The organism is Streptomyces sp. SYSU D01066-1, assembly GCF_054956795.1.
Genome location: NZ_JBUDHV010000003.1, coordinates 1 through 17,666, shown reverse-complemented (window position 1 = coordinate 17,666; position 17,666 = coordinate 1). Strand labels below are relative to the sequence as shown.

At 74.4% G+C, this 17,666-nt stretch carries 16 protein-coding genes and 1 rRNA gene; 4 read left to right on the top strand and 13 right to left on the bottom strand.

Annotated elements, in window-relative coordinates:
- Positions 1-149: 149 nt before the first annotated feature.
- Positions 150-1,952: a glycoside hydrolase family 15 protein gene (locus ACY1JF_RS03745; RefSeq protein ID WP_462703508.1), complete on the top strand. Its 1,803-nt coding sequence runs from the start codon at positions 150-152 to the stop codon at positions 1,950-1,952.
- 138 nt (positions 1,953-2,090) lie between these two features.
- A complete protein-coding gene (locus ACY1JF_RS03740) occupies positions 2,091-3,704 on the top strand; it encodes a PucR family transcriptional regulator (protein WP_462703507.1) in 1,614 nt (537 codons plus the stop codon).
- A gap of 27 nt (positions 3,705-3,731) precedes the next feature.
- Here the strand turns inward: ACY1JF_RS03740 and ACY1JF_RS03735 are convergent, their stop codons facing one another.
- From ACY1JF_RS03735 to ACY1JF_RS03710, 6 genes are all read right to left on the bottom strand, one after another.
- Positions 3,732-4,874: a glycosyltransferase family 4 protein gene (locus ACY1JF_RS03735; RefSeq protein ID WP_462703506.1), complete on the bottom strand. Its 1,143-nt coding sequence runs from the start codon at positions 4,872-4,874 to the stop codon at positions 3,732-3,734.
- Positions 4,875-5,059: 185 nt separating this feature from the next.
- Positions 5,060-5,818 (bottom strand): hypothetical protein, encoded by a 759-nt coding sequence (locus tag ACY1JF_RS03730; RefSeq protein ID WP_462703505.1) that lies wholly within the window; start codon positions 5,816-5,818, stop codon positions 5,060-5,062.
- A 54-nt stretch (positions 5,819-5,872) separates the two neighbouring features.
- Positions 5,873-7,591, bottom strand: coding sequence for a DNA repair protein RecN (recN, locus tag ACY1JF_RS03725; RefSeq protein WP_462703796.1), 1,719 nt, complete (start codon positions 7,589-7,591; stop codon positions 5,873-5,875).
- Between the two features lie 189 nt (positions 7,592-7,780).
- A complete protein-coding gene (locus ACY1JF_RS03720; protein ID WP_462703504.1) occupies positions 7,781-8,686 on the bottom strand; it encodes an NAD kinase in 906 nt (301 codons plus the stop codon).
- Complete coding sequence (locus ACY1JF_RS03715; protein ID WP_462703503.1) at positions 8,683-9,498, bottom strand: TlyA family RNA methyltransferase; 816 nt, start codon at positions 9,496-9,498, stop codon at positions 8,683-8,685. Before ACY1JF_RS03715 ends, ACY1JF_RS03720 begins: the two co-directional genes overlap by 4 nt.
- Before the next feature lie 7 nt (positions 9,499-9,505).
- A complete protein-coding gene (locus ACY1JF_RS03710) occupies positions 9,506-9,769 on the bottom strand; it encodes a hypothetical protein (RefSeq protein WP_462703502.1) in 264 nt (87 codons plus the stop codon).
- Between the two features lie 42 nt (positions 9,770-9,811).
- Here ACY1JF_RS03710 and ACY1JF_RS03705 point away from each other — a divergent pair, with 42 nt between their 5' ends.
- The gene (locus tag ACY1JF_RS03705) at positions 9,812-10,159 is read left to right on the top strand and encodes a sterol-binding protein (RefSeq protein WP_462703501.1); all 348 of its coding nucleotides are present in this window, start codon (positions 9,812-9,814) and stop codon (positions 10,157-10,159) included.
- On the opposite strand, the gene ACY1JF_RS03700 is transcribed toward ACY1JF_RS03705, so the two are convergent.
- From ACY1JF_RS03700 to ACY1JF_RS03685, 4 genes are all read right to left on the bottom strand, one after another.
- On the bottom strand, positions 10,143-11,015 hold the full coding sequence (locus ACY1JF_RS03700) for an ABC transporter ATP-binding protein (protein ID WP_462703500.1): 873 nt from the start codon (positions 11,013-11,015) through the stop codon (positions 10,143-10,145). The two genes, ACY1JF_RS03705 and ACY1JF_RS03700, sit on opposite strands and share 17 nt — an antisense overlap.
- Positions 11,012-12,094, bottom strand: a complete 1,083-nt coding sequence (locus tag ACY1JF_RS03695) for a FecCD family ABC transporter permease (protein WP_462703499.1) — start codon at positions 12,092-12,094, stop codon at positions 11,012-11,014. Before ACY1JF_RS03695 ends, ACY1JF_RS03700 begins: the two co-directional genes overlap by 4 nt.
- On the bottom strand, positions 12,091-13,134 hold the full coding sequence (locus tag ACY1JF_RS03690; RefSeq protein WP_462703498.1) for a FecCD family ABC transporter permease: 1,044 nt from the start codon (positions 13,132-13,134) through the stop codon (positions 12,091-12,093). The genes ACY1JF_RS03695 and ACY1JF_RS03690 overlap by 4 nt, the downstream gene beginning before the upstream one ends.
- 75 nt (positions 13,135-13,209) lie before the next feature.
- A complete protein-coding gene (locus ACY1JF_RS03685) occupies positions 13,210-14,241 on the bottom strand; it encodes an HAD hydrolase-like protein (protein WP_462703497.1) in 1,032 nt (343 codons plus the stop codon).
- 93 nt (positions 14,242-14,334) lie between these two features.
- On the opposite strand from ACY1JF_RS03685, the gene ACY1JF_RS03680 reads away from it, so the two are divergent.
- The gene (locus tag ACY1JF_RS03680) at positions 14,335-15,627 is read left to right on the top strand and encodes a DUF1015 family protein (RefSeq protein ID WP_462703496.1); all 1,293 of its coding nucleotides are present in this window, start codon (positions 14,335-14,337) and stop codon (positions 15,625-15,627) included.
- 70 nt (positions 15,628-15,697) lie between these two features.
- Here the strand turns inward: ACY1JF_RS03680 and ACY1JF_RS03675 are convergent, their stop codons facing one another.
- From ACY1JF_RS03675 to rrf, 3 genes are all read right to left on the bottom strand, one after another.
- Positions 15,698-16,456: a tetratricopeptide repeat protein gene (locus tag ACY1JF_RS03675; RefSeq protein ID WP_462703795.1), complete on the bottom strand. Its 759-nt coding sequence runs from the start codon at positions 16,454-16,456 to the stop codon at positions 15,698-15,700.
- Positions 16,348-17,316, bottom strand: coding sequence for a hypothetical protein (locus tag ACY1JF_RS03670; protein WP_462703817.1), 969 nt, complete (start codon positions 17,314-17,316; stop codon positions 16,348-16,350). The genes ACY1JF_RS03675 and ACY1JF_RS03670 overlap by 109 nt, the downstream gene beginning before the upstream one ends.
- A 254-nt stretch (positions 17,317-17,570) precedes the next feature.
- Positions 17,571-17,666: ribosomal RNA gene (gene rrf / locus ACY1JF_RS03665) — 5S ribosomal RNA — on the bottom strand; the annotation flags it as partial.

Sequence of the window (17,666 nt, the reverse complement as noted above, 5' to 3'; positions counted from 1 at the left end):
GTGTCACGGAGATTGGCGTCACGGAGTTTGGCTTCAGACCCGGGCGGCTGCTTTGCTTCACCGATCAACGACGCATGACATCCACCCCTTGACCGCACCAAGCGACAACCCCCTTGTGGGGTGACGTGGCCGTTCGACTGGAGTTGCACGTGGCCGGGCGCATCGAAGACTACGCACTCATCGGAGACATGCAGACCGCCGCGCTGGTCTGCCGGGACGGCACAGTCGACTGGCTGTGCCTGCCCCGCTTCGACTCCCATGCCATCTTCGCCGGTCTGCTGGGCACGGAGGAACACGGCTTCTGGCGGATCGGCCCGGTCCACGCGGCCGGCGCCGAGCCCCCGGCCGCCGCCCGGCGCGGCTACCGCGGCGACTCGCTGATCCTCGAATCCGAGTGGGACACCCCGCGCGGCACGGTCCGGGTGACCGATTTCATGCCGCCCCGTGACGGCGCCCCCCAGCTGGTCCGGATCGTGGAGGGCGTCTCGGGGCGGGTCCCGATGCGCTCGGAGCTGCGGATGCGCTTCAGCTACGGCCGTGTGGTGCCGTGGGTGCACAAGCACGAGGGCCGCACGGTGGCCGTCGCGGGGCCGGACTCGGTGTGGTTCGACACGGAGGCCGAGACCTACGGCAAGGACCTGACCACGTACGCGGACTTCACGGTCGCGCCGGGTGACCGGATCGCGTTCACCGTCTCCTGGGAGCCCTCGCACAAGCAGCCGCCGCCACTGCCGGAGCCGGAGCAGTCGCTGACGGCGACCGAGGACTTCTGGCGCGAGTGGGTCGAGCACTGTACGTACCACGGCCCCTACCGCGAGGCCGTGATCCGCTCCCTGATCACGCTGAAGGCCCTGACCTACGCCCCCACCGGCGGCATCGTCGCCGCGCCCACCACCTCCCTGCCGGAGGACATCGGCGGTGTCCGCAACTGGGACTACCGCTACACCTGGCTGCGCGACGCGGCGATCACCCTGTCCTCGCTGCTGCGCACCGGCTACCGCGAGGAGGCCCGCGCCTGGCGCGAGTGGCTGCTGCGGGCGGTCGCGGGCGATCCGGAGAACCTGCAGATCATGTACGGCATCGCCGGCGAGCGCGAGCTGGGCGAGGCCGAGCTGGACTGGCTGCCCGGGTACGAGAACTCCGGACCGGTCCGGGTCGGCAACGGCGCGGCCCACCAGCTCCAGCTCGACGTCTACGGCGAGGTCACCGAGGCCCTCCACCTGGCGCACATGACGGGCCTGGCCCGCAACGACTACGCCTCCGTCCTCCAGCTCAAACTGATCCGCTACCTGGAGGACCACTGGAACGAGCCGGACGAGGGCATCTGGGAGGTGCGCGGCCCGCGCCGCCACTTCGTGCACTCCAAGGTGATGGCCTGGGTCGCCGTGGACCGCACCATCAAGCTCATCGAGTCCGGGGACGCCGACGGGCCGCTGGAGCGCTGGAGGGAACTGCGCGACGACATCCACCGGGACGTGTGCGAGAAGGGCTACGACAAGGAACGCAACACGTTCACGCAGTCCTACGGCTCGCGCGAGCTGGACGCGTCCTTGCTGCTGATCCCGCAGGTGGGCTTCCTGCCCCCGGACGACAAGCGGGTCATCGGCACCATCGAGGCGATCCAGCGCGAGCTGTCCACCCCCGACGGCTTCATCCTGCGCTACCCGACCGACGGCGAGGACGAGGGCGTCGACGGCCTCCCCGGTGACGAGGGCGCCTTCCTGGCCTGCTCGTTCTGGATGGCCGACGACCTGGCGATGATCGGACGCGTCGACGAGGCCCGCAAGCTCTTCGAGAAGCTGCTCTCGCTCCGCAACGACCTCGGTCTGCTGGCCGAGGAGTGGGACCCGCGCCTCAAGCGCCAGGTGGGCAACTTCCCGCAGGCGTTCAGCCACGTCCCGCTGATCGACACGGCCCTGCGGCTGACGGCCTCGGGGGCGTACGGAGGCTGACGGCCCGGGGCGTACGGGGGCTGACGGCCTCGGGGGCGTACGGGGCCGGCGGCTCCAGCCGGCATACACCGCCGGCGGCGCCGGAGGCGTACCGGGGCCGGCCGCAGGCGGGCGGCGGGCCGGGGTAGCGTCCGGTCCATGGACGTGGGCGAGGGCACCGGGATCACCGTGCGGCGCGCGCTGGAGCTGCCCGGGCTGCGCGCCGGGCTGCCCGAGGTGGTCACCGGCGCCGACCGGCTGGGCCGCACCGTGCGCTGGGCGCACGCCGGCGAGGTGCCCAACATCGCCTCGCTGCTCAAGGGCGGCGAGCTGCTGCTGACCACCGGCTACGGGTTCGGGGTGCGCTCCGCCGACCAGCGGGCGTTCGTCCGTACCCTCGCCGAGCGCGGCATCGCGGCGCTGGTCGTGGAGCTGGGCCCGCGGCTGGCCCGGCTGCCCGCCGCCGTCGTCGACACCGCCCGCGCGGCGGGGCTGCCGCTGGTCCAGCTGCACCGCGAGGTGCCGTTCGTGGCGGTCACCGAGGAGATCCACACCGAGATCGTCAACGGCCACTACGCGCTGCTGCGACGGGCCGATGAGGTGCACCGCCGCTGCACCGAGGCGCTGCTCGGCGGCGGCGGGATACCCGAGGTGCTGGCCGTCCTGGCCGGCTTCGCGGGCAATCCGGTGTTCCTGGAGACCCCCGACGGCCGGCTGCTGTACGCCGCCGGGGCGGGTCCCGAGGGCACCGATCCGCTCCAGGTCTGGGAAGGGCTGCGCGGCCCGCGCAAGGACGCCCCGCCTCCGGCGGGCTCGGTCCTGGTCGACGTACCCGGCACCGGCTCGGTGCGGGCCCGGCTGGTCCTGCTGCCCGTCCGGTCCGCCCCGGCGCCGGTGCACCGGACGGCGGCGGAGCGGGCGGCGGGCGTGCTCGCCCTGGTGCTGATGCGGGCCCGTCAGGAGGAGGAGCTGGCGGCGCGCGGGCGCGGTGACTTCCTCACCGACCTCGCCGAGGGCCGGATCGCCGCCGCCGACGCCCCGGCGCAGGCCCGCGTACTGGGCTTCCGGCCCGGTGACGGGCCGCTGCTGCCCGTGGTGATGCGGCTGGGCGACGCCCTGTCCCCCGTCGACGGCGGCTGGGCGGTGCTGGCCCGCGCGCTCGCCGAGGAGCTGGCGTCGCTCGGGGTGCCCGTCCTGCTGGGGGTGCGGCCGGTGGAGGGCCGGGTCCCGCTGCTGCTCGCGCCGCGCGGGGAGGCCGACCGGCCCGCCCTCGCCGACCGGGTCGCGGCGGCGCTGCGGGCGGGCGCGGAGCGGGGCGCCCCGCTGCGGCCGGACGCACGGCCGCCGGTCGTGGTCGTCGGGGTGCCCGGCGGCTGGGCCCAGGTGCCGGCCGGGCTGCGGCACGCGGCGGAGACGGCGGCCGCGGCGCAGGGGCTGCCGGACCGCCCGTGGTACGACGCCCGCCGCCTCGACACCGACCTGCTGCTGTGGCGGTTGCGCGACCATCCGGACCTGGCGGCCTTCGTGGACCGCGCGATCGGCCCGCTGCGCGACCACGACGCCCGCTCCCGGCCGCCGCTGCTGCCGACCCTGGAGGCGTATCTGGCGCACGCGGGCCGCAAGGCGGAGACCGCCCGCGACCTGCACCTCAACCGGCAGACGCTCTACAACCGGCTGGCCCGCATCGAGGAGTTGCTCGGCACCGCCCTCGACGACCCGCAGACGGTACTGACGCTGAGCCTGGCCCTGCGCGCCCGCCGGCACGTGTCCTGAGACCTCGGAGCGAGGCCCCGGAGGGCCTCAGGGCAGCGGCCGGGGCTGCATCAACTCGTCGTACACGCTGAGCACTTGGGCGACGGTCTCGTCCTCGGTCGGCCAGTCGGCCGCCTGCCGCGCCCCGTCGGCCCGCAGCGACTCCCGCCGCCCGGGATCGCCGAGCAGCCGGACCACGGCGTCGGCGAACGCCCCGGAGTCCCCGGACGGCACCAACTCCGCGGCGCCGCCGACGACTTCACGGATGTCGTCGACGTCCCCGGCGACCAGCGGCACACGCGTGTGCAGGGCCTCCCGGGCCAGTACGGAAGCCGTCTCGTGGCGGCCCGGCAGCAGCGCCAGGTCGGCCGCGGCGAGCAGGTCGGCGACGTCGTCGCGGCGGCCGGCGAGGACCACCGGCAGCTCCTCCTCCTCGATCCGCCGTTGCAGCGCGGACCGCAGGGACCCCTCCCCGGCGACGACGACCAGCGGCTCCGGGTCCAGGTCGCGCCACACCCGCGCCGCGTCGAACAGCACCTCGTGCCCCCGCTGCCGTTCCAGCGCGCCCACCGCGATCAGCAACGGCCGTCCCGTGGCGCCGAGTTCGGCACGGATCTTGGGCCGCCGCAGCTCGGCCTCCTCGGGGTCGGCGGGCGGGCGCGGGCCGGGCAGCGCGACGGCGGCCAGCCGGGCGTCCCGGGCACCGCTGCGCCGCGCGTGGTCCACCAGGCCCGGGGTGGTCCCCAGGACCACCGTGGCGGCCTTCGCCACCCGCCGCTCCAGGACCCGCAGCAGCTGCGCCCGCGGTCCCTCGGCGTGGACGCGGTCGTGCCAGGTGACCACGAGCGGCGTACGGACACGGCGTCCGCCGAGGGCGAGCGCGGCCCGGAAGGAGGCGTGCAGTCCGTGCGCGTGCACCAGGTCCGCACCGGCGCAGGCGGCCCGCAGCCCGGCGACCGAGACCGGGTCGCTGCTGCGCGCCACGTCCACGTGGTCGGCGCCGGCCCCGGTGAAGTCGTAACGGCGCTCGGCCTCGGCGGGGGCGCACACCGTGACCTTCACGCCCCGTGCCACCAGCCCCGCGCTCAGGGAACGCACGTGCGCGCTGCTGCCGGCGTTGCCCCCGCCCAGCACCTGCACGGTGCGCAGCGGAAACTGGCCGTGCGGGACGTGGCTGCTCACGGGGGTCACGTGGCCGGGGCTCCTGGTTCTGCGGCGGGCGTTCACGGAGAAAGTACCGAAGGGTGGAGCGGAGGAGCGCGCCGCGCGGTCTGCCGCGCGCACTGCGTCAAGGATGCCAGGACGTACGGGTGTTCCGGGAACGGCCGTGGTCGGCGGGCTCGCTGACGCCGAGGCAACGCGGCACCCGCGGTCACTCACACGAGTGACCGGGCCCAGGCGCTGACCCGCTCCCCGTACACCGCCGCCGCCACGACCGCCGCGGCGTGCGCCACCAGACCCGCCCGGGTGTTCCCCACGACGACGGCGGCGCCCAGAGCCGCGCCCAGCGCGTGCGCCCCGGTGTCACCGAGCATCTCGCGCTCCCGGAGGTCGTCGGGGAGCACGGCCGCGGCCACCCCCGTGGCGGCTGCGGCCGGTTCCGCCGCCGCGCCCCGCCTCAGCAGCCCCGGCACACCGAGCGCCAGCACGGCCCCGGCGGCCCGCCCCGGACGTACGTCGACGAGGTTGACGAAGTGCGCGGCCCCGGCGACGACCACCCCGGCCAGCGCCTTGTCCAGCGGCCGTTCCTTGAGCACCGCGCCCGCGACGAGCCCGGCCGCGCCGATCCCGAACAGCTTCACCGCCCCGCTGGTGACCTCACCGTCCCGCAGGGCCGACAGGTGGGCCCGGAAGCCGCGCCTGCTGTCCCCCGCCCCCGCCACGTCGTCGTACGCCCCGCAGACCCCGGCGGCCGGCACCGCGCACCCGGCGGCGGGCCGGACCCGTCCCGTCGCCGGCGCCGCCGCGACGGCGGACGCGGGCCCGGCGTACAGCCCGACCGCGCGCCCGGCGTGGTTGGTGCGCGTCCAGCGCTCCCGTCCGCCCGGCGCGACGGCGCGCAGCACGGTCGCGCCGGCCCGGGTGAGCGCGGCGGCGAGGGCGAGGGAGCGGGTCCGGGGAGCGCGGTCGATCATGCGCTCACCCTACGGCCGCCCGCTCCACGCGCTCACCCTGCCACCGCCCGCTCCCTACAGCTCGGCGCGGGCGGTGGCCAGCAGTTCCTCGGCGTGCGCCCGCGCGGTCTGGGAGTCCTCCTGCCCGGCGAGCATCCGCGACAGCTCCCGGACCCGCTCCTCGCCCTCCAGGGCCTTCACCCCGGACCGGGTCACCGACCCGTCGTTGGTCTTCTCCACCAGCAGCTGCCGGTCGGCGAAGGCCGCCACCTGCGGCAGATGCGTGACGACCACGACCTGCGCGCTCTTGGCGAGCTTCGCCAGCCGCCGCCCGATCTCGACCGCCGCCTTGCCGCCGACCCCGGCGTCGACCTCGTCGAAGAGGTACGTCGGCACCGGGTCGGTGCCCGCGAACACCACCTCCACGGCCAGCATCACGCGGGACAGCTCACCGCCGGAGGCGCCCTTGGCGATGGGCCGCGGCGGCGCCCCCGGGTGCGGGGCGAGCAGCAGCTCGACCTCGTCGGCACCGGACGGCCCGTAGGCGACCGTCCGCCCGCCGACCTCCACGCCCTGGGGGTCCTCGGTCTGCCGGATCTCGAACGACACGCGCGCGTGCGGCATGGCGAGGGACGCCAGCTCGGCGGTGACGGCGGCGGCGAACCGCTCCGCGGCCTCCGTCCGGGCGTCCGTCAGCGTCTGCGCCAGCGCGCCCAGTTCGGTCCGCAGCGCGTCCCGCTCGGCGGTCAGCTCCCCGATCCGCTCGTCGTCGCCGTCCAGTTCGGTCAGCCGCGCCGCGCTCCGCTCGGCCCAGGCCAGCACCGCGGCGATGTCCTCGCCGTACTTCCGGGTGAGCCCGCCCAGCGCGGCCCGCCGCTCCTCCACGGCCGCCAGCCGCAGCGGATCGGCGTCCAGGTCGTCGGCGTACCCGGCCAGTTCACCGGCGACGTCGCGCAGCAGGATGCCGACCTCGCCGATGCGGTCGGCGAGGGCGGCCAGCGCCGGGTCGTGCGCCCGCACGGCGTCCAGGGCCCGCTGCGAGCCCGCGACGAGCGTGGCCGCGTCGACGCCCTCGGGGTCCTCCGGGTCGCCCGCGAGCGCGGCGTGCGCGGCGGTCGCGGCGGTCGCCAGCGCCTCGGCGTTGCCCAGCCGCTCCGCCTCCTCCGCCAGCTCCACGTCCTCACCGGCGCGCGGTTCGACGGCGGCGATCTCGTCCAGCCCGAACCGCAGCAGATCGGCCTCCTGGGCGCGCTCCCGCGCCCGTGTGGTGATCTCCTCCAGCTCCGCGCAGACGCGGCGCAGCCGCCGGTAGGCGTCGCCGTAGGCGGCGAGCGGCACGGCGACCGCGTCCCCCGCGTACCGGTCGAGCGCCTGCCGCTGCCGGGCCTGCTTGAGCAGCCCCTGCTGGTCGGTCTGCCCGTGCACGGCGACCAGTTCGTCGGCGAGTTCGGCCAGCACCCCGACGGGCACCGACCGCCCGCCCAGGTGCGCCCGCGACCGCCCTTCCGCCGACACGGTACGGCTGATCAGCAGCGCCCCGTCGTCCAGCTCGGCCCCGGCCTCCTCGGCCCGGACGGCGACCTTGGTGTCCGGGGGCACGGTGACCCGCCCCTCGACCACCGCGTTCTTGGCACCGATCCGAACCAGCGCCGGATCCGCCCGTCCGCCCAGCAGCAGACCCAGGCTGGTGACCACCATGGTCTTGCCCGCGCCCGTCTCACCGGTGACGGCGGTGAACCCGGGCGACAGCTCGACGACGGCATCGTCGATCACGCCGAGCGACCGTATCCGCATCTCCTCCAACACGTCCCCGACCTTACGAGGTCCGACCGGGTGAGCGCACACGGCCCACCCCCGTCACCGGCGGGAGGGCATCGCCTCCAGGGGCGCGGGTCTGTGCTGATAGCGGCTGCGCCGCGGGGCACGACCAGCCACAACGAACCCGCACTCGCCGTCCATGAGAACCACCCCTTCGAGACCGCGCTAGTGCGGCGCCCCCCGCCACCCGGAAACCGGCAACGCGAACTTCGCCACCAGCCGGTCCGTGAACGAAGCATGGTGCAGCCGGGCCAGCCGCACCGGCACCGCCCCCCGCCGCACCTCCACCCGCGCCCCGGCCGGCAACTCCACCGTCCGCCGCCCGTCGCACCACAGCACCCCCGGCGGGATGTGCGGCAGCACCTCCACCGCCAGCACCGAATCCGGCGACGTCACCAACGGCTTGGCGAACAGCGCGTGCGCGCTGATCGGCACCATCAGCAACGCCTCCACCTCCGGCCACACCACCGGCCCCCCGGCCGAGAACGCGTACGCCGTCGACCCGGTCGGCGTCGCCAGCACGACCCCGTCGCACCCGAACCCGGTCACCGGCCGCCCGTCGATCTCCAGCACCACTTCCAGCAGCTTCTCCGCGCCGGCCTTCTGCACGGCCGCCTCGTTCAGCGCCCAGTCGGTGTGCACGATGTCGCCGTTGCGGTGCACGACGACGTCGACGGTCATCCGCTCCTCGACCTCGTAGGCCCGGCTGACCACCCGGTCGACGACCTTGTCCAGGTCGTCCCGCTCGGCCTCCGCGAGGAACCCGACCCGCCCCAGGTTGACGCCGAGCATCGGCACCCCGGACGCCCGGGCGAACTCGGCGCCCCGCAGCAGCGTCCCGTCACCGCCCAGGACGATCAGCAGCTCGCACCCGTCGAGGCACTGCGGCGTCGCCTCCTTGACCAGCTGCACCTCGCCGGGCAGCGGCAGGTCGCACGCCTCGGCCTCCAGGACGCGCACCCCGAGCCCGGCCCGCAGCAGTCCCCTCACCACCAGTTCGGCGCTGCGCACGGCGGCGGGCCGCCCGGTGTGCGCCAGCAGGAAAACAGTACGAGCTCGGTTCTGTGTCAACGCGGCCCCTCCGCCACTGCACGATCGACGTCGGCCGGGTCCAGTGGGTGGGCCCCGGCCCGCAGCCACAGAAAGTACTCGACGTTGCCGGAGGGTCCGGGCAGCGGACTCGCCGTGACGCCCCGCACCCCGAGCCCCAGCTCCCACGCCCTCTCCGCCACCCCCCGCACGGCCTCCGCCCGCAGCTCGGGACTGCGTACGACTCCCCCGCTGCCCAGCCGTTCCCTGCCCACCTCGAACTGCGGCTTCACCATCATCACCAGGTCGGCGCCCGGCGCCGCGCACCCCACCAGGGCGGGCAGCACCAGACCGAGCGGGATGAAGGACAGATCACCGACGACCAGGTCCACGGGCTTCCCATCGATCGCCTCCAACGTCAACTCACGCACGTTGGTACGGTCCTTGACGGTGACCCGTTCATCGCTCCGCAGCGACCAGGCGAGCTGCCCGTAGCCCACGTCCACGGCGACCACGTGCGCGGCGCCCGCCCGCAGCAGCACGTCGGTGAAGCCGCCGGTCGACGCCCCGGCGTCCAGGGCCCGCCGTCCCTCCACCACCAGCCCCAGCGGTACGAACGCGGCCAGCGCGCCCGCGAGCTTGTGCCCGCCCCGGGAGACGTAGTCGGGGTCGCTGTCGTCCTGCGCGACGACGATCGCCGCCGCGGTCTCCACCTGCGTGGCGGCCTTGGTCGCCACGGTCTTGCCGACGGTGACCCGCCCCGCGGCGATCAGCTGCCCGGCGTGCTCACGCGAGCGCGCGAGCTTGCGCCGGACCAGTTCCGCGTCGAGACGGCGACGTGCGACTCCTGCCACGTTCGGTTCAGCTCCTACTGCCATGCGGGGACGGGGGCGCCGGAGGTCCCGGGCGGGCGTCGAGCGCGGTGAGCGCCTCGCGCAGCCCCCGGTGTACATCCTCGTACACCTCCGGGTGTCCGTCGGTGGGCAGGTGGTCCACGTCGGCCAGCCGCTCCAGCAGGGCGTCCGTGCCGGCGTCGCCGGTGGCGGTGCGCGGGACCTCCAGGGGGGCGGGCGCGGCCGGGGCGTGCTCGGCCGGTGCTTGCGGCTCCGGGACTGCGTCGCTCATGCCCCGACGCTACCTTGGGCCGCTGGGGTACGGTCGGTGGCGATGGCGACGATCGAGGAGTGCCGCGCGGCACTCGAGAAGCTCTCGGAGAACATGCGGGGCGCGGAAGGGGACGTGCGAGCCGCCGCCGGACTGGACCGTTCGGTGAGCTGCCACATCACGGACCTGGACGTCACCTTCGCCGGCCGCATGGCGGACGGCGGCATCGACGTGCGCGAGACCCTCGCCGGCCCCCCGCCCCGGAAGGCGGAGATCAGACTGGCCATGACCGGCGACGACCTGGTCGCGCTGGTCGACGGCGGGCTGGACTTCGCCAGGGCGTGGGGCTCGGGGCGGGTGAGACTGGAGGCGGGCCTGCGGGACCTGTTCCGCCTCAGGAGGCTTCTGTGACCGCGACCCGGGCCCGCGCCTTGCGCGCGGCCGGCACCACCAGCGGCGTCCCCGTCTCCGGGTCGTCGATGACCTGGCAGCGCATCCCGAAGACCTCTTCGACCAGCTCGGCCGTGACGATGTCCTTCGGCGCCCCCTCGGCGACGACCTGACCGTCGCGCAGGGCGATGAGGTGGGTGGCGTACCGGGCGGCGTGGTTGAGGTCGTGCAGCACGGCGACGAGCGTGCGGCCCTGCTCCTCGTGCAGGTCGGCGCAGAGGTCGAGGACGTCGATCTGGTGCTGGATGTCCAGGTACGTCGTCGGCTCGTCGAGCAGCAGCAGCGGGGTCTGCTGGGCGAGCGCCATGGCGATCCAGACGCGCTGGCGCTGGCCGCCGGAGAGCTCGTCGACGTACCGGTCGGCCAGCTCGGCCACCCCGGTCTGCGCCATGGACTCCCGCACGACCCGCTCGTCCTCGGCGGACCACTGGCGCAGCAGGCCCTGGTGCGGGTAACGGCCCCGGCCGACCAGGTCGCCGACGGTGATGCCGTCGGGCGCGATCGACGACTGGGGCAGCAGGCCGAGGGTGCGGGCCACCTGCTTGGCGGGCATCGACTGGATGACCTGCCCGTCGAGGAGGACCCGGCCGACGCTGGGCTTGAGCATCCGCGACAGGGCGCGCAGCAGCGTCGACTTGCCGCACGCGTTGGGGCCGACGATCACCGTGAACGAGTTGTCGGGTATCTCCACCGACAACTGCTCGGCGATGACGCGCTGGTCGTAGGCGAGGGTGACGTTCTCGGCGGACAGGCGGTTCACGTTGCTCCTTCGGTTGTTCAGCCCGCCGGTGACGCCGGGGCGGGTACGCGTACTCATATCCGGCCCGCCCTGCGCTCGGTGACCAGCAGCCACAGCAGGTAGACGCCGCCGAGCACGCCGGTGACCACGCCCACCGGCAGCCGGTCGGCGCCGAAGGTCCGCTGCGAGATCCAGTCGGCGGTGACCAGCAGGGCGGCGCCCATGCACAGCGAGGGCAGCAGGTTGGGGCCGGGCGCGCGGGTCAGCCGGCGGGCGAGCTGCGGCGCGGTGAGCGCGACGAAGCCGACCGGTCCGGCGGCGGCCGTGGCGGCGGCCACCAGCAGGACGGCGGCCACCAGCAGCAGCGTCCGCACGCGCTCCACCCGCACCCCGAGGGCGTACGAGACGTCGTCGCCCATCTCCATCATCCGCAGCCCCCGCCCCTGGGCCAGGGCGACCGGCACCAGGACCGCGCACAGGGCCAGCAGCGGCCACACCTGCTCCCAGTCACGGCCGTCGAGGCTGCCGGTCATCCAGACCACGGCACGGGAGGCGTCCACGATGTCGGCCCGGGTCATCAGATAGCCGTTGACGGCCGTGACCATCGCGGCCACCCCGATACCGACCAGGACCAGCCGGTACCCGTGCACACCCCGCTTCCAGGCGAGCACGTAGATGGCGAGCCCGGTCACCAGACCGCCCACCAGTGCCCCGAAGGTGACCTGGGCGGCGCTCCCGGAGAACAGCACGATCATGATCAGCGCGCCGGCCGTCGCGCCCTGCCCGAGCCCGAGCACGTCCGGACTGCCCAGCGGGTTGCGGGAGATGGCCTGGAACAGCGCGCCGCCCAGCCCCAGCGAGGCGCCGACCAGCAGCCCCACCAGCACGCGCGGCAGCCGCAGCTCCCGGACGATGAACTCCTGGGCCGCGGTGCCGTCCCCAAACAGCGTGCGCAGGACGTCGGCGGCCGGGATCGGGAAGTCACCGGTGCCGATCAGCACGACGCTCGCGGCGAACGCGGCGGCCAGCAGCAGGACGACGACGGTCAGCGTTCTGACGTCCAGCCGGACCGACAGGCCGCCGGCGGTGCGCACGGCACGGACGGTACGGCGGGTCTTCGCGGGGTTCTTCGCGGAGCTCTTCGCGGGGGTCTTCACAGCTGGGCCGTCCTGCGCCGTCGTACGAGGAAGATGAAGACCGGGCCGCCGAGGACCGCGGTCACGATGCCGACCTGCAGCTCCGAGGGCCGGGCGACGATCCGGCCGAGGACATCGGCGCCGAGCAGCAGCACGGGCGACAGGACCGTGGCGTACGGCAGGATCCAGCGCAGGTCGGGGCCGGTGAAGGAGCGCACCGCGTGCGGCACCATCAGGCCGACGAAGACGATCGGGCCGCAGGCGGCGGTGGCCGCCCCGCACAGCACGGTCGCGGCGAGCATCGCCAGCGCCCTGGTGCGGGTCAGGTCGACGCCGAGGGACCGGGCGGTGTCGTCCCCCATCTCCATCGCGTTCAGCGGCCGGGCGAGCGCCAGGGCGAGCACCGTGCCGACGGCGAGGAACGGCAGGACCTGGGTGATGGCCGTGTCGTCCGCCGAGGACAGCGAGCCGACGGTCCAGAAGCGCATCGTGCCCAGCGCCGCCTCGTCGGTGATCATCACGGCCTGGAGGTAGCCGTAGAGCGCGGCGCTGATCGCGGTGCCGGCCAGCGCCAGCCGTACCGGCGTCGCGCCCCGGCCGCCGCCCAGGAGCCAGACCAGCGCCCCGACCGCCGCCGCCCCGAGGAAGGCGAACCAGACGTATCCGCTCAGCGAGGTGACGCCGAGGAAGGTGATGGCGGTGACGACGGCGGCGGAGGCGCCCGCGTTGATGCCGAGCAGGCCGGGGTCGGCCAGCGGGTTGCGGGTGAGCGCCTGGAGGACGGCCCCGGAGAGGCCGAGCGCGGCACCGGCGAGCAGACCGAGCACGGTCCGCGACAGCCGCTCGCCGACCACCACGTCACCGTACGAACCCGAGTCCTCGAACAGGCCGTGCCAGACCTGCGCGAGGGACAGGTCCTTGGCGCCGACGGCGAGGCTCGCCGCGGCGACACACGCCAGGACCGCCACGGAGACCAGCAGCCCGGCGGCACGGATCACCCGGCGGTCCGGGGGCGCGGCAGCGGAGTCGGCGCGCGCTTCGGGGGGACTGTCGACCAACACGAGGTTAGGTTAGCCTACCCTCCTATTCGATCACGATGCCTGAACCGCCGCCGAAGCCCTCCTCCCGTGCGGGCCTCACAGCCCCAGCCGGGCCAGTGCCTTCCCCGCGTCCAGGGCGCAGCTGCCCTCCCCGGCCGCCGTCCACGCCGCGGCGCACAGCGCGCGCAGCCCGTCGAGGGACTCCCCCTCCCCGTCCAGCTCCAGCCGCTCCTCGCCCGCCTTCGCCGTCCAGCCCCCGCACCGGAAACCGCCTCCGTCCGCGTCCGTGACCTCCGGCTGCCCGGTGAGCAGGCCGCGCAGATCGGCGTCCACATAGGTCGGCCGGTGGTGCGGCGGCGCGGCGAGCAGCCGCCGGCCGTCCGTGACCCCGGTCAGCACGAGCAGCGAGTCGACGTCACCGCCGACGGCGCCCTCGATGTCGGTGTCCAGCCGGTCCCCCACCACCAACGGCCGCTGGGCGTCCGTACGCAGGATCGTCTCCCGGTGCATCGGCGGCAGCGGCTTGCCCGCGACCCGCGGCTCGGCACCGGTGGCTATCCGCACGACCTCCACCGCGGCGCCGTTGCCGGGCGCGATCCCCCGCGCGCTCGGGATGGTCAGGTCCGTGTTGGACGCGTACCAGGGCACGCCCCGCGCGATGGCGTAGCAGGCCTCCGCGAACCGTCCCCACGCCAGCTCCGGCCCGCCGTACCCCTGCACGACCGCCACCGGGGAGTCGTCGGCCGACTCCACCGGCTCGAGATCCCGCTCGCGCAACGCGACCCGCAGCCCCTCCCCGCCGATCACCAGTACCCGTGCCCCCGGCGGGACCTGCTCGGCGACCAGCCGCGCCACCGCCTGCGCGGAGGTGATCACGTCCGACGCCTCGGCGGCTATCCCCAGCTCCGTCAGGTGCCCGGCCACCGCGTCCGGCGTCCGCAGCGCGTTGTTCGTGACGTACGCCAGCCGCATGCCGCCCCCGCGCGCCGTGGCCAGCGACTCGACGGCGTGGGCGATCGCCTCGCCGCCCGCGTACACCACCCCGTCGAGATCGAGCAGCGCCGTGTCGTACGCCTCGTGCAGGGCCTGCCCACTGCCCTCGGGCCTGGTCCGGACGCTCCGGCTCATTGCGCATCGCTCCTCGTGGTCCCCGGGTTCTTCCCGGTTCGACGGCTTTCCCCCGATCATCCCCCATGCCACTGACACACGTACGATGCCGGGATGGATACCGCAGGTCACTCGGAAGCGACGGCGCGCCGGGGCCTGGAACTCACCCCGTTCCGAGGTCTCCGCTACGACCCCGACCGGGTCGGCAGCCTGGCCGCCGTGACATCCCCTCCCTACGACGTCGTGGTCCGCCCCGACGGCCTGCTCCACCTGGAGTCGGCGGACCCGTACAACATCGTCCGCCTGATCCTCCCCCAGGCCGCCACCCCCGCCGCCCGCGCCGGACAAGCGGCCCGCACCCTGCGCCGATGGCTCGCCGAGGGCGTCCTGACCCCCGACCCCGAGCCCGGACTGTACGTCTACGAGCAGCGCGCCGGCAACGGCCTCCTGCAACGCGGCGTCATCGGCGCCCTGCGCCTCCCGGATCCCGGGGAGCGGTCGGTGCTGCCGCACGAGGACGTCATGCACCACGTCGTCGCCGAACGCGCGGCCCTGATGCGCGCCACCAGGGCCAACTTCGAACCCCTCCTGCTGACCTATCGCGGCGACGGCCCGACGAACGCCACGAGCGCGGCCGTGGAACGCGCCGCCGAACGCCCGCCGCTGCTGGCCACCACCACGGAGGACGGCTACCGCCACCGCCTGTGGTCGATCACCGACCCCGAGGAGATCGCCCGGGTCCGCTCCGGTCTCTCCCGCCAGCAGGCCCTCATCGCCGACGGCCACCACCGCTGGGCGACCTACCACGGCCTCCGCGCCGAGCACCCCTCCCCCAGCCCCTGGGACCACGGCCTGGTCCTCCTCGTCGACACCGCCCGCTACCCGCTCCGCGTCCGCGCCATCCACCGCCTGCTGCACGGCCTGCCGGTCGCGGACGCCCTGACCGCCCTCAAGGGCCACTTCCGCATCCGCCGTGTCGACGCCCCGCTGGACGAGGCCCTGGCCGTGCTGGCGGAAGCGGCCGAGGGGGGCAACGCCTTCCTGCTCGCCGGCGACGGCGCCTTCCACCTGGTGGACCGGCCGGACCCCGAACTGCTGTCCCGCACGGTTCCCGCCGACCGTCCCGAGGCCTGGCGCACCCTCGACGCGACCGTCCTGCACAGCACGCTCCTCGCCCACCTCTGGCACGTCCCCGAGGACTGCGCGGCCCGCATCTCCTACATCCACGACACGGCCGCCACCGTCGAGAAGGCGGAACGCGACGGCGGTACGGCCGTCCTGATGCACCCGGTCCGCGAGGAGGTCGTCCGCGACCTGGCCCGCCAGGGCGTCACGATGCCCCGCAAGTCGACGTCGTTCGGCCCGAAACCGGCATCGGGTCTGGTCCTGCGCGCGCTGGACCTCTGACCACCGTCCTCCGACACGGGTGAGGGGCGGGACCGGTGACGGTCCCGCCCCTCACCCCTGTCACGCCGGATCAGTCCTCGTCACGCCCACGCGCCGCGGAACCGTCCTCGTCCTCGCTTGTGGCCTCACCGTCGCTGTCGCTCCCGCTCTCGTCGAGGGCGTCCACGAAGTCCACCCCGTCCAGCTCCGCCAGCCGGTCGGAGGCGTCCGTGCTGCCGTCCCGGTCGGACTCCACGGCCTTGGCGAACCACTCCCGCGCCTCGCCCTCACGGCCGGCGGCCAGCAGCGCGTCGGCGTACGCGTACCGCAGCCGCGGGGTCCACGGCTGTACGGAGTTGGAGGCCAGCTCGGGGCTCTGCAACGTCACGATCGCCGCGTCCAGCTGCCCCATGTCCCGCCGGGCCCCGGCCGCGACGAGCCGCATCTCGACCTGTCCGGCCTTGTCCAGCTTGTGCACCTCGGGGGCACCGGCCATGTCCAGCGCCTTCTCCGGCCGCCCGAGACCGCGCTCGCAGTCGGCCATGACCGGCCACAGCTCCACGGTTCCGGTCATCCGCCGCGCGGCCCGGAACTCGGCGAGGGCCTCCGAGTACTTCTGGTTCGCGTAGGCCGCGAATCCGGCGGCCTCCCGTACGGCGGCCACACGCGACGCCAGCCGCAGCGCCACCCTGGAGTACCCGTAGGCGCCCTCGGGGTCCTCGTCGATGAGCCGGGCCACCATCACCAGGTTCCTGGCGACGTCGTCCGCGAGCGTCTTCGGCAGACTCTGCAGTTCCTGCCGTACGTCCTTGTCGATCTCCTCACCCGTGACGTCCTCGGGAATCGGCAGTCGCTTGATCGGCTCGCGGTCCCGGTCGTCACGGAAACGGCCACCTCCACGCCGGTCGTCACGGCTGTCCCGGTTGTCACGGCCGTCCCGGCCGCCCCGGAAGCCGCCGGGCCTGCCGCTCCGGTCGTCGCGCCGAGGCCCGCCCCGCCCACCGCGCTCGTCCCGGCCCCGGAAACCACCGCGGTCGTCCCGCCGGTCGTCCCGCCGGTCGTCCCGTCGGAAACCACCACGGTCCCCACGGTCGTCACCCCGCCGCTCGTCACGCCCCCGGAACCCACGGTCCCGGTCATCGCGCCGGAGGTATCCACCACGGTCACCGTCCCGCCGGTCGTCGCGGCGGTCGTCGCGCCGGAAGTCCGGTCGGTCGTCACGACGGAAACCACCGCGCGGGGCACGATCGTCACTTCGCCGGTCGTCACGCCGCCCGTAGCTCCCGCCTCGATTGTCGTCGCGACGGAAACCACCACGGTCGTCATCACGCCGGAACGACGGACGATCCCCACGGTCATCCCGCCGCGGCCCACGATCCCGGTCATCACGCCGTCCGTAGCTCCCGCCTCGGCTGTCGTCGCGACGGAAACCACCACGGTCGTCATCACGCCGGAACGACGGACGATCCCCACGGTCATCCCGCCGCGGCCCACGATCCCGGTCATCACGACGCCCGTAACCACCACCGCGACCGTCCTCACGCCGGCCGTCGTCACGACGCTCGTCCCGCCGGTCATCACGCCGTCCGTAGCTCCCGCCTCGGCTGTCGTCGCGACGGAAACCACCACGGTCGTCATCACGCCGGAACGACGGACGATCCCCACGGTCATCCCGCCGCGGCCCACGATCCCGATCGTCACGACGGTCATCACGGCGGTCGTCGCGGCGGAAACCCCCACGGTCCCCTTCACGGCGCACGGGGCCACCGCGACCGCTGTCGCGACGGAAACCGCCCCGGTCCCCGCGGTCACCACTGTCCCGTCGGCGCTGGTCGCGCTCCGGTCGGTCGTCAGGGGAGTTGGTGGCCATCGGTGACTCCTGTCTTAGGTACTGCAAGCATTGTAAAAACAAAAGGACCCCTGGTCCCAGCTGAACGCTGGGACCAGGGGTCCTTCCAAAGATTGTTCGGCGGCGTCCTACTCTCCCACAGGGTCCCCCCTGCAGTACCATCGGCGCTGTAAGGCTTAGCTTCCGGGTTCGGAATGTAACCGGGCGTTTC

Coding starts and splice junctions, on each gene's coding strand:
- ACY1JF_RS03710 (WP_462703502.1), bottom strand. CDS start 9,769: ATGAGCGACGCAGTCCCGGAGCCGCAAGCACCGGCCGAGCACGCCCCG.
- recN (WP_462703796.1), bottom strand. CDS start 7,591: ATGCGGATACGGTCGCTCGGCGTGATCGACGATGCCGTCGTCGAGCTG.
- ACY1JF_RS03685 (WP_462703497.1), bottom strand. CDS start 14,241: ATGAGCCGGAGCGTCCGGACCAGGCCCGAGGGCAGTGGGCAGGCCCTG.
- ACY1JF_RS03705 (WP_462703501.1), top strand. CDS start 9,812: ATGGCGACGATCGAGGAGTGCCGCGCGGCACTCGAGAAGCTCTCGGAG.
- ACY1JF_RS03670 (WP_462703817.1), bottom strand. CDS start 17,316: ATGACCGTCGTGACGATCGGGATCGTGGGCCGCGGCGGGATGACCGTG.
- ACY1JF_RS03680 (WP_462703496.1), top strand. CDS start 14,335: ATGGATACCGCAGGTCACTCGGAAGCGACGGCGCGCCGGGGCCTGGAA.
- ACY1JF_RS03700 (WP_462703500.1), bottom strand. CDS start 11,015: ATGAGTACGCGTACCCGCCCCGGCGTCACCGGCGGGCTGAACAACCGA.
- ACY1JF_RS03740 (WP_462703507.1), top strand. CDS start 2,091: ATGGACGTGGGCGAGGGCACCGGGATCACCGTGCGGCGCGCGCTGGAG.
- ACY1JF_RS03730 (WP_462703505.1), bottom strand. CDS start 5,818: ATGATCGACCGCGCTCCCCGGACCCGCTCCCTCGCCCTCGCCGCCGCG.